This window comes from Bifidobacterium tsurumiense (assembly GCF_000741765.1).
Classification (GTDB): domain Bacteria; phylum Actinomycetota; class Actinomycetes; order Actinomycetales; family Bifidobacteriaceae; genus Bifidobacterium; species Bifidobacterium tsurumiense.
Window position 1 is genome coordinate 291,939 of the sequence record NZ_JGZU01000015.1, and the last position, 11,995, is coordinate 303,933.

Annotated in this window: 10 protein-coding genes and 1 pseudogene; 2 read left to right on the top strand and 9 right to left on the bottom strand. The window is 53.9% G+C overall.

Features of this window, described 5'->3' with window-relative positions; all coding sequences use genetic code 11:
• Window positions 1-81: 81 nt before the first annotated feature.
• The 4 genes from BITS_RS07095 to BITS_RS09755 form a co-directional block, all read right to left on the bottom strand.
• Complete coding sequence (locus BITS_RS07095) at window positions 82-585, bottom strand: MarR family winged helix-turn-helix transcriptional regulator (RefSeq protein ID WP_026641693.1); 504 nt, start codon at window positions 583-585, stop codon at window positions 82-84.
• Window positions 586-673: 88 nt separating this feature from the next.
• On the bottom strand, window positions 674-1,261 hold the full coding sequence (locus BITS_RS08985) for an iron chaperone (RefSeq protein WP_081890990.1): 588 nt from the start codon (window positions 1,259-1,261) through the stop codon (window positions 674-676).
• A gap of 235 nt (window positions 1,262-1,496) precedes the next feature.
• Window positions 1,497-3,044, bottom strand: coding sequence for an amino acid permease (locus BITS_RS07105; protein WP_044259652.1), 1,548 nt, complete (start codon window positions 3,042-3,044; stop codon window positions 1,497-1,499).
• A 297-nt stretch (window positions 3,045-3,341) separates the two neighbouring features.
• Complete coding sequence (locus tag BITS_RS09755; protein WP_081693490.1) at window positions 3,342-3,488, bottom strand: DUF4113 domain-containing protein; 147 nt, start codon at window positions 3,486-3,488, stop codon at window positions 3,342-3,344.
• Window positions 3,489-3,724: 236 nt separating this feature from the next.
• Between BITS_RS09755 and BITS_RS07110 the strand changes: the two genes are divergently transcribed.
• Window positions 3,725-4,405, top strand: coding sequence for an SOS response-associated peptidase (locus BITS_RS07110; RefSeq protein WP_051264306.1), 681 nt, complete (start codon window positions 3,725-3,727; stop codon window positions 4,403-4,405).
• Between the two features lie 212 nt (window positions 4,406-4,617).
• Here BITS_RS07110 and BITS_RS07115 read toward each other — a convergent pair.
• From BITS_RS07115 to BITS_RS07120, 3 genes and pseudogenes are all read right to left on the bottom strand, one after another.
• Window positions 4,618-6,334 (bottom strand): annotated as a pseudogene (locus BITS_RS07115) (ABC transporter permease); the annotation flags it as partial.
• 782 nt (window positions 6,335-7,116) lie between these two features.
• A complete protein-coding gene (locus BITS_RS09760; RefSeq protein WP_420795465.1) occupies window positions 7,117-7,629 on the bottom strand; it encodes a hypothetical protein in 513 nt (170 codons plus the stop codon).
• 59 nt (window positions 7,630-7,688) lie between these two features.
• A complete protein-coding gene (locus tag BITS_RS07120; protein WP_026641698.1) occupies window positions 7,689-8,390 on the bottom strand; it encodes an ABC transporter ATP-binding protein in 702 nt (233 codons plus the stop codon).
• A gap of 374 nt (window positions 8,391-8,764) precedes the next feature.
• Here BITS_RS07120 and BITS_RS07125 point away from each other — a divergent pair, with 374 nt between their 5' ends.
• Window positions 8,765-10,240, top strand: coding sequence for an amino acid permease (locus BITS_RS07125; RefSeq protein ID WP_026641700.1), 1,476 nt, complete (start codon window positions 8,765-8,767; stop codon window positions 10,238-10,240).
• A 123-nt stretch (window positions 10,241-10,363) separates the two neighbouring features.
• Here BITS_RS07125 and BITS_RS07130 read toward each other — a convergent pair whose 3' ends face one another.
• Together BITS_RS07130 and BITS_RS07135 are read right to left on the bottom strand one after the other, a co-directional pair.
• Window positions 10,364-11,611 (bottom strand): AGE family epimerase/isomerase, encoded by a 1,248-nt coding sequence (locus BITS_RS07130; protein ID WP_034533485.1) that lies wholly within the window; start codon window positions 11,609-11,611, stop codon window positions 10,364-10,366.
• A gap of 52 nt (window positions 11,612-11,663) precedes the next feature.
• Window positions 11,664-11,978 (bottom strand): hypothetical protein, encoded by a 315-nt coding sequence (locus tag BITS_RS07135; RefSeq protein WP_026641702.1) that lies wholly within the window; start codon window positions 11,976-11,978, stop codon window positions 11,664-11,666.
• Window positions 11,979-11,995: the final 17 nt, after the last annotated feature.

Genomic DNA, 11,995 nt, shown 5'->3' on the forward strand with positions numbered 1-11,995 from the left:
AGTACTGTAAAGAGAAAGCGAATACTTATGTCCTTTAGGAAATACGATTGTTAAGAGTTGGTTCGCTTATCCAGCGCAACGTTATTTCTTTTCGGGTGGATAGGGCAGATTTCTCGCGGCAAAGGCTTTGGCGATGGTCTGTTCATCCGGCGCAGGATCACCTGGCCCGCGCAATGACATGTATATGACGAAGCGTTCCATCAAGGTCAGGAATTCCTCCGTTGACTCTTCTCCCATCTGTTCGAAGATCCAACGCATGCTCTCCTTGTGTTCCTTGCTTTTGCGCCAGTGCTGGTCCTCGCCTTCTTTAGTGACACGCACTATGATGCGTCTCCTATTGTCCGGATCTACATCGCGAGTAATCCAGCCCTTTTTCTCCATGGCAGACAGTATTGCCGAGATTCTGCCGAGAGTGTTATGGGTTTCCTTGGCTAATTCGCTGGGCGTGCTCTCGCCCTCTTTTACCAGCCAATGCAATACGATTGGTACACCCCGATGCGGGTATTCCATTCGATTACTCATAACGGAGCGACTGTCCATCATGATGGCATGCAGGCGCTCGAATGCCTTATCTTCATACGACATACGCACTCCTTATTCACTAAACTTTTCTGCATGCAATTCCATGCATACACTCGAGCTTCAGTATTTATAACATAAATATTTAACACTATCAACTATTTACTATGCTAATTATGCACACAGTGATATGTTTCACATTTCTGGGCGAAAGGGTGCAATGAGCACATATATAGACACGTTCGGCCATATCTCGGCAGGCTGCAGGAAAAACCCATGCCGACGACGAGCTGCATACGCCGATCACGCTTCCGTCCGCGCCGCCCAGCGTAGCCCTGAAAAGACCCGGAAGAAGGCAACAGGAATGCAGCCGCCCGCAGCACTCTTCAGCTTTGTTGCCCGTATCCCCACTTTGCAATGCGCCTATGAGTTCATACGGGATTGGCTTATCAAAAGGAAATTGAATAGCGCCTTTGGAAGTCTTGTATGGTTTCAATTCTTCAGCGAACTGCACGATTGCCTGCGAACCCGGATATATGCCCAAATGATGTTTCTGCGACGCAAAATGAATGATATTGCGTCGACCTCGATAGGTTGGCATGCCATATGCCATAGTGGCGGTGTATTGCCCTATTGCAGCATCAATGGTTTCATGCACCTTGCGCAATATCGCCTGCCTTTCTTCAGGCTGTTCAGCGATATATTCCTCAATCAACTTGGCATCAACGGCATTTTCAGTCATATCGCGATCCTCTCACGTCACGCATGTCTGACACAACAGCACACATCCCGCCAGCGAATTCAACATATTCCAGTCAGACAGAGCATGCCCCGCCATTCTTGGCGTGATAGCTCCTTATGCCGCAGCATCACCAATCGATGCAGCGTTTCCTTGCTCTTCTATGGTATCGCGAAAGACAATCGCCGCATACCGCAGCCAGACGAGTCTGCACCGAATACACCGCGCAATCAGCAGATCACGAATGCGAACGCAAGGCCTCTTTCAGATCGCGATTCTGATAACGATCATGCAGCACGCAATAGCCTCCGAATATCACAAGCCACAACAGTCCGGCAATTGCAGGACCTCGGGTATCAGATGCCAGGAACAGGGTTATGTAAATGAAGGCGAAGAAGGCAATGGTGATCGTATTGGTCACCTTGTATGCCGGCATAATGAACCCGTCATCAAGGAAGTCCCCCGATCGACGATACCTGCGATGAGCCAGCATGGTCAGGATGTAAATGAAGATGATCACCGCGGAGGAAGCCGAGGAGAAGAGCACAAAGGCGCCGGAAACCTGCGGCAAAGCGTTGATCAGCGGCGACAGCAGAATAACCGCAGCGGAAATCATAATGGCACGCGCAGGAACCTTGCGATTCGAAACCACTCCTATGCGCTGCAACGTAGGCGATTGCGATTCCTGGGCCAATTGATACAAATGACGACCTGCGGAATACAGCAGGGAATTCAATGCCGAGGATGCCGCGGTAATCACCACAAAAAAACACGAGGCAGATGCCCAATTCAGTCCTGCATATTGGAAGACCATGATGAACGGCGATGCGAAGGAACCGTCCGCATTCGGCACGAAGCTGCGCCAGGGAACGATCAGCATAATGGCGATGAGTGCGCCAACATAGAAAATCAGCACGCGCATGATGATTTCGTTAATTGCCTTGGGCAGCACTTTACGAGGATTTTGGGTTTCAGAAACGGTGACGCCAACGAATTCGATCATCTCGTAGGCGAAGAACACCATCTGGAAGCTCATGAGAAACGCCATCCAGCCATTGGGCGCCAAGGAGAAGTTCGCAAACAGATTATCTAATCCAGCATGTCCGGCAGGACTGACCACATCGGAACCGTGGATCTGGACTGCGGGGTAATGATAATTCACCACAACCATCACGACTGCGGTCACGATCATCGCCACAATCAGCGTGATCTTAATCATCGAAAACCAGAACTCAACCTCGCCGAACGCCTTGACCGCAATGAGATTCACCCCGGCAAGCACCGTCAGGAATCCCAGTTCTATCAACCATTTCCAAGCGCTGAGATCTATGCCGAAAGTGTGGAAGAAGGTGACGAAATACGTGCTCACCGCAGTGATTTCGGTCATGCCGATAAGCACCAGCACAATCCAATATGACCATCCGGCAAATCGCCCCCACCCATTACCGAGATATCGCGTAATGAAGTTGATGAAGGTGTGCTGACTCGGATCGCGATACATCAGCTCGCCTATGGCACGCATCAGCAGGAACATCACAATGCCCACTGCGATATACACCAGCACGATGCTCGGACCTGTCAAGCTTACTGACTTTCCGGATCCGAGAAACAGGCCGGTGCCGATTGTGCCGCCTATGGCGATGAACTGCACATGGCGCTTGCTCAGTCCACGCTCCATCTGGTTATCCTGATCCAGGGTCTCCACGGAACGCAGTTCTTCACCCCCATTCGCCGTCCCATTTGGTACGCCGGTATTATGCACTCGATCTCCGCTTCCGTCAGTCATAGTGGACTAGACTATACTCTTCGCCGCGAATCGAGTCCGATGGAAAGCGGGAGCATACATAATTCTTGCAATATTTCGCCGTCGCATCAGGCCCTTATCCACGCCTTCACCAACATCCTCATCCAGTGCCGAAATCGATATCTGTCATTCATTAATAATGCGCCGCATCAAGCCAAATTACCTCAATTGGTCACAGAGGGATTCCATTAATACCGATTGCCCAACAGACCCACACCCCATCAATTCCAATTGCTCCGGGCATATCTGATCAGAGAAGTCAGCAGTCATAGGCTACCGTTACCGCGCATAAGCCACTGCCAGCTCATCCCACCTCGTTGTCGCACGAGATGACAGTCGCTCACGCCGAGCCCTCCAATCAGCTCCGGTTTCGGCATCTGCACGGCCACACCCGCGTATCCCGGACCAGCCGATGCCTCCACATATGCCCTATTAGCACATCAGGGACCATGCCTACCTCCAACACAGTCGAACATATGTTCGATTATTGTGACGCCCGGCCGAGACAGCGGCGGGCATGAGCACCGGCTCCGCTCTCACAACCACTGGATTCAGTTCGCCCCCAAGGGACACGCCGACCGCAGCCTTCGAGACCTGCGAACCATGCCATAAGCGGATTCAATGCATCGCGAATACACTTGGCAACAGCGACACGGACGGAGATGAGTATGTGCGGAAGATTCACGGTAGCCATTGACTTCAGCCAGCTTGCGCTGGACCTTGATGCCGAACTCGAATCAGGATTACCGGCACCCTCATGGAATATCGCTCCGACCCAAACCATCGCCATAGCTGCACAGGATGATCGCGGCACCCGCCATATTGCGCCCGCATATTGGAGCTTCATTCCCCCATGGGCAGACTCGAAGAAACTCGCCTATCCCACGCATAATGCGCGTATCGAAACCGCGCTGAACAAGCGCACTTTCAGCGAAGCCGCGCATTCACATCGAGCCATAATTCCCGCCACAGGCTATTACGAATGGGATCAGCACAAGACTCCCCACTATTTTCACGACGCAGAACGGCCGATTCTGTTTCTTGCAGGGCTGTATAACTGGTGGCGCCCAAACAAGCAGTCGCCTTGGCTGCTCACCTGCACCATTCTCACGCGCCAAGCCACAGGAGGAGCCGCCGAGGTTCATAATCGCATGCCGGTGCTCATAGGCAACGATCTCGTCGACCCGTGGCTCGACCCCGCTTCCGAAGCACGACCTCTTATGGACGAAGCGAGCGCGAAAGGGGCGCAACTTTCCGATCAACTCAGCTCACATACCGTTGCCAAACTCAGAGGCGATGGGCCGCAACTCATCGAACCCGACGAATTCACACTCAGTATATGAGGCACGAATATACGAGAGCCTGTGCGTGAAGAACCAGGGCATCCGGCAATAACGGCCGCAGAAGCCGACGGGCGCCCCGCAATATTGCAGAAGCGATTCTCCTGAGTCTCATTCGCATACCCAGACCGACTACCGAGATAACCGGACACCTGCCGCGGCCATTGTTTCGACATTCACCACTGCCGGCAAGCCTTGCACTCCAAGGGCTCCACTTATTCCACGCTCTTCAAGGAGCTCACCGGATCGACCCGATCCAGCACAGGATTGGTCATAAGCTGCACCAGCAATGCGAATGCCAAGGTGACGGCAGCCGCGATGGCATAGCTCCACGGTTGAATTTCTATCTCGAAATACAATCCAGGCAAATTCAACGCATTCGTCAGCAAACTGGCTACCAAGCGCCCCAGCGGCCAAGCCGACAACGACTCCGGCAGCAGTCAGGAGTATGGTCTCCTTGTCGACATATGCGTGCACCTCGCGGTCGTAGAATCCCAACACCTTCAGCGTGGCGATTTCCCTCACGCGCTCAGAAACATTGGTATTGGCAAGCACGAAGAGCACCACCAAAGCCAAGCCTCCTGCGAATGCGACAATAAGCGCGACCACGGCAATCATCAAATCGAATTTAAAGGTCTGCCGCATCTCCTTCGTGCTCATCGCAGTAAGCACCTTGGTGTCATCCTTCAACTGGTCCACATATTCAATCTGGGAATCGTCAGAGCCGGATAGCTTGGCATACACCGCATTCATCTCCACGCCATCCACGGTATTGACATTCACATCCTTGGCCGCTTCGGACGCCGAGTCCGTGGAATCGGAGGAATCCGTAGCATCCGTGGAACCGGTGTCATTCGACGAGTCAAATAGCTTGTCGTAGCACGCAGCAGTCATATACACATCGGTGCCGATGAGATTGCGATTCAGTGCGGTCACTGTCACCTCGCCGCGCATGCGCTCGCCATTGGCCATCGTGACGGTTTCACCGCTCTTGACACCCAAGGAGGCGGCGGCGCTCTTGGAGACGATAATGCCGTCATCATTCAAGGCAATGCTGCCGCCACCGTCCGCATTGCTCAACGACACCATCTCCGGCAATTGCGAAGCATCGGCAACCGTCACCAATTGCACCTTTTCGGATTCGTCGCCGCCAGTTACCAATTCTCCGTTCTCAACGCGAGCCAACATGGTCGCTGTGGTTCGTCCATCGTCCTTCAGCCGTTGCCGCATACTCGCCATATCACCATCAGCGGCGATGGACATCATGTCATATTGATACACACCGCCATACTGCCGCGATCCCAAAGTGGCAACGGTGTCATTCAACGCCAGACCACACACGATCAGCGCTGTGCACCCTGCCACACCACCGATGGTCATGATCAACCGACCTTTGAAGCGGAAGATATTGCGCACCATAACCTTGTTCAGGAACTTCATTCTGCGCCATAGCGCTGGAATAAGTTCCAAAGGCACGCGAGCGCCGGCCTTGGGGGCCTTCGGCCGCATCAGCACTGCGGGCATATGCCGCATTTCGCTGCGGCTGGCGATTATGGTCACTATCAGCACGCCAACAACGAAAAGCAATACGCCTGCGCTGCCGTAGAGCCAGTCATATTCCAGACTGACTCCGGGCACGATATACAGCCCTTCAAGAATCTTCAGCAGGAAAGCCGGGATTCCCAGGAAGCCGACCAGATCACCCAGACCTCCGCCAATAAGGCAGGCGAGCAGGGCGAAGAGCACATACCTCATACTGACGGACACATGCCCATATCCCAATCCCATATAGGTTCCGATCAACCCGCGATCTTCTTCAACCATGCGAGTCATTGCGGTCAGCGTCATCAGCACCGCGACCAACAGGAATACCACAGGGAAGGCTATGCCGAGCGAATCGATGGAACTAATATCCGATTTGATATTGGAGAAGCTTCCCACCGAGGCGCGGGTGTTGATGTACCACTGCGACTTGGGGATATTCGATTCCACCTCGCTGCTCTGCTTCTCGAATTCTGCGTCCGCATCGGCCTTGCGCTGATTCAATTCCTGCTGAGCACTGTCGATTTGCGCCTGCGCCTGCTGCAATTGCGCATTGGACACAATGACTGTCTGCTGCATCTGCTCAGTGGTGGCGCCCATGGCCGCAAGCTGCTGGTTCAGACTTGCCTGATTTTCATCAATCTGCGCCTGGGCTTGGGCGAATTGGTCATCGGCTTCAGCACGCGCATCGGCTATTTTCTGGTTGGCCTCATCGATCAGTTGTTGCCGCCTTGCATCCTGTCGTTTCGTTTGCACCGATTCCTCGATGCGGTCGATCACCGTGCTCACCGCCTGGTCGTAGCTTGACGTGAAGGTATCCAAATCGGCGGCTCCGTTGACTCGCATCGATATCGCGCTGTACACATCACCGCTCACGCCATCCGAAGGAGCGAAGAATGTGTAGTCAACCGTCGAAGTGGAACGGAATTCTGCAGACTCATAGCCATCTGGATTGGAAAGATCCTCGGGATCAAGCACAACCGCGGTTATGGTGAGACTCGTCGGGAAAGTGATCTCGTCTTCAGTGCCATCGGCGTCGTCGGCGTCTTCAGTATCGGCAGTGTCGGAACTCGCAGTATTGGAATCTTCAGTGCTGGAATCTCCGTTGCTTTGAGTCGAAGAGTCGTCACTGCTTTCGGAGGAGGTGCTTACCGTCAGCGTATCGCCGATTTTCAGCCACTGTCCTTGATGAATTTTCGGGTTACCGCGATCTGCCCCGAGCTCTTGGGCATGGTGCCGTCAAGAAGGTATGGCCGATTCATGCCATTGGTACCGATTTCGCTCATCGTAACGGTTTTTTGCGTGCCGTCGATTGTGGCATAGATCGTTGCCGAACGTTCGGCCTGCACATCTTCGACCCCTTGCACTCCCTTCAATGCCGAGATGTCATCATCGGTCATGCCGAGTGTGGACATGGCTTGGATGTCGTACAGCCCTTGCGCATTGTAGAAGCGATTCGTAGCTGCGAACATATCGAGGCAGCCGGCATGGATGCCGACCAATATGGCAACTCCCAATGTGGTGATGAAGGTGATGGACAGGAAGCGTTTCCAATTGCGCACCCACATGCGCAGCATATCTTTTACCAACGCTCCGGACATACTGGACCTGCGCCGCACCACATTGCCGCGCTTATTTCCAGAGTCTCCCGATTGCTTGGCAGCCAATGCCTTTTGTTGTTTCACGTATTGTTTCACATAACGCGCAGAATGTTTCACGGCATGTTTCACGATTCATCACCGCCCTACCATTCAATATCCGCAATAGGCGTCGGCGCTGGATTCACATCCTGGGCAATGACCTTGCCCGAACGAAAACGGATGACCTTATGCGCCATGGGAGCGAGCGCGGAATTATGCGTAATAATCATGACCGTCATGCCTTCGTCACGGCAGATATCCTGCAAGAGCTGAAGCACATCCTTGCCTGTGCGGTAATCCAGGGCTCCGGTAGGTTCGTCGCACAGCAATAATTTGGGTTTCTTCGCAATCGCCCGGGCTATGGACACACGCTGCTGCTCACCACCGGAAAGTTGGGCCGGAAAGTTATTCAGTCTTTCGGCAAGCCCCACCTTGCCAAGCGTCTCGGCCGGATCGAAATGGTCATCGCAAATCTGCGAGGCCAATTCCACATTCTCCAATGCCGTCAGATTGGGCACCAGATTGTAAAACTGGAACACAAAACCGATATCGTTCCGTCGATACGTCACCAATTCCCTTTTGCTCAAACCGGTGATATCACGATCCCCGACCACAACTCGACCCGAAGTGGCAGTATCCATTCCTCCAAGAATGTTCAGAGCGGTAGTCTTGCCCGCTCCGGAAGCGCCCAGGATGACGGTGAGCTCACCTTCTTCTGCCGTGAAACTGGCTTCGTCCAATGCACGCACTGCAGTGGAACCAGAAGAATACTCCTTGATCACATGGTCAAATTCGATATACGCCATCGTGCACCTCCATGTTCAACGAACAAACCTGTGCTTCTTCTATTGTGCCTCATGATGCTGCAAACACACGCAAACCGGTGTACCAATTGCGTTTTAGGCGCATACGCATGTTCATACATATGCGCCTGCGGGCATGTTTCGCACCATCGCCGAATGTCGAATGCCAGAAGAGCGCCTTGCGGCATCCCGATCGTTCAAGGCGATGGCGATATCAACATGCGCAATTCGATATCGCACTCCCGTGCCTTCCGGGGCAGGGACTGCCATACAATACGGTTGTCGTTGACCTGTCGGCATATGCACTCTTTCGACTGCACAGTCGTGTGGCATATCGTCCAGCGGGCACGACATGACTGCGAGAGGGAGCACTTCCAATGACCGACATCGCCAATGACGCGACACCACCCAGCAATACGACAACGCAGAAAGGCGAAGAGCCAGCGCTGCATCGTTCGCTCAAGAACAGACATATCCAACTCATCGCTTTGGGCGGCGCCATTGGAACGGGCCTGTTTTACGGTTCCAGCGAATCCATCGGACTGGCGGGCCCGAGCATCATTCTGGCCTATCTGATCGGCGGCTTGGCCATTTTCATGATTGTGCGAGCCATGAGCGAGATGTCCGTAGAAGACCCCAAGGCCGGAGCCTTCAGTTATTACGCCTCACGATATTGGTCAAAACGCGCAGGATTCGTGTCAGGCTGGAATTACTGGTTCAACTACATTCTGGTGTCGATGGTGGAATTGGCAGTGGTCGGATCCTTTGTGAACTACTGGTTCCCATCCATTCCGCAATGGGCATCCGCAGCCTTCTTCTTGGTGCTGATCACCGCGGCCAATCTGCTGGGAGTAAGCCAATTCGGCGAATTTGAATTCTGGTTTGCCACCATTAAAATCGCCGCGGTCGTTGCCATGATCGTCGGTGGCATCGTGGTGCTCCTGCTGCATTTGCCCACAGCTTCAGGAGTGGCGGCATCCTTCGCCAACTGGTTCACCGCCGATGGAGGCTTCCTGCCCCACGGACTGCTCACCCGCACGGACCAAAGCCAATGGACCGGCTTGCTGATGGCCCTATGCGTTGTCATGTTCAGCTTCGGCGGGACGGAACTCATCGGCATCGCGGCAGGCGAAACCGCCGATCCACGCCGCACAATCCCCAAGGCCACCAACGGCATTATCTGGCGTATTTTGGTGTTCTATATCGCCGCGCTCGGCGTCATCATGGCGGTCATGCCATGGAATACCATCGATGGAACGGCCAGCCCTTTTGTGCAGATCTTCGATTCCGTCGGCATCCATGCCGCCGCAGGAATTCTTAATTTCGTATGTCTTACGGCCGTCATGAGCGTGTACAACTCCGGACTCTATGCCAATTCCCGCATGCTCTATTCCTTGGCCCACCAAGGCAATGCACCGGCATATCTTGGCAAGCTCAGTCGCAGAGGAGTGCCTGTGGCAGGCGTGCTCACCTCTGCAGCCATCACCGCAGTCGCCGTGGTTATCGTATTCCTCTGGCCACAATTCGCCTTCAACTACCTGATGAGCATCGCCACCATCGCAGGCATCATTAACTGGTCGATAATCATGATCACCGAAATGCATTTCCGCAAGGCGGTAGCCGCAGGGGATGGACCAAAGGAGCTTGCAGGATTGCATGGCGATGAAGCATTGAAGAAGCTGCATTTCCCCCTGCCCTTGCCACGCATTATGCCCTGGTTGGTTTTAGGCTTCCTCGCAATAGTCGTCGTATTGATGTGCCTGTCGCCCAGCTATGTCGTGGCCGTGATTATCGGACCGATCTGGTTGGTTATTCTGCTAGTTGCCTACCAGCTCACGCAATCGAAACGCTGAACAGAGCCGATACCCTGCGCAATTGGGAGGGTATCGGCATATAGCAATGCGGAGTGCATTTCATCGAATATGCACTCCGCATTGCCGTATCTTCGTTACCGACGCTTCTGCCTCGATCCGCAACTACTCAGCTTTGCGCTGCGTCGCCACGGCGATGGACAGCGAGGGATCATGCAGCGGAATCATCATCGACTGCACAGCGTGATAGAGATCTGACTTTCCTGGCCATACCGTGTCGATGACTTCGTTATTGCGGTTGAGCTGGTGGAACCACGAACCGCGCTCATGATCAATGACGAACTCATTCACATACTGCAGCACCGTGGCAAACCAGCGCTTGTAGTCTTCTTTGCCGGTTACGCGAGCAAGCACCGCAGAAGTGTTCAAAGCCTCGGCCAAGGTCCAATGCATACGATCATGCACAACCGGCTTGCCCTTCCAATCAGTGGTGTAGACGATGCCCGGGGCACCATCCGCATTCCAAGCATCCTCCATGGCACGGGAGAACAGATGCTCGGCGACCTCGACCAGGTGTTGCTTCTCAGCATCTTCCAGACCGGCACTCAATGCATACTGCGTGATCAGACGAGCCCACTCAATGCCGTGGCCGGGGGTTGCACCATATGGCTTGAACTGATCATCCGGTTTGTCTTGATTGTATTCAAGGTCTGCTTGCCAATCCTGAGTGAAATGCTCAGGAATACGCCATTGATTAGCCTCGGCCCATGCGATGACATGCTTGATGATTCGGCCTGCGCGTGCTCTCCAGCTTTCATCGCCTGTGACATCCGCGACGGCAAGGAACGCCTCAACCGAATGCATATTGGCGTTCAGTCCACGATAGGTATCCAACTGGGTGAATTCGGTGTTCCACGTATCCACCGACAGACCAACCTCATCATCCCAGAAATGATCCAGGAATACGCGCTGAGCATCTTCCAGCAGATCCTTGGCGCCCGGGCGACCCAGCAAAGTGGCCGAGGAAGCAGCGAGCAGCACAAAAGCGTGGGCATAGCATTGCTTATCCGCAGCCGGGACGCCATCCGCGGAAATCGAGGGATACCAACCGCCATTGGCATCATCATGCAGCTCGCCGCGCAAACCGCGCAGACCTGCATCAACCAGTTCCTCAGCTCCTTGGAATCCGGACATGGCTGCCAAGGAATACACATGGGTCATGCGGCATGTGATCCATGTGGCACGTTCACGATCCTTCCAAGGCGTGCCGTCATCGCCCAGCCAATACGATCCGCCCTGCGGCGAAGGGAACTGCCTGCCGAATGCAAACATGGTATCTCGCTGCTCATTCAAGAATGCAGCATTTTCCGGAGTGCCTAATTGGTACTGACTATCGTTGACTTCTGTTTCCACGATATGCCTCCTTAAGCATATGTAACGTTACTCGCGCATTCTGCATACGCATTTAGTGAACTATGGCTTGACCAGCAGGCCGCACAGCCGCAGAAGTCGCAGGGCAGCTTCGCACCACCGCGGATTCCGCTTCGCTTTCCTGAGCGAGCTCAGCGCTGGCGCGCATGGACTGCAGCGTGGTAGTGGCATACATGGTTCCTGCCACCACCACTGGAAGAATCATGAGCACAATGCCGGCTGATTCCGCGACTATTCCCGGAACTGCAAGGAACAGCCATAAACCGCATGCCGCCAGCAGAGCGAACACTCCCGAAACAATGGCTATATATCGGGCTTCACCACCCTGAGAATTCGGATTGCCGTTCATATGAGGTCCTTTCCTGA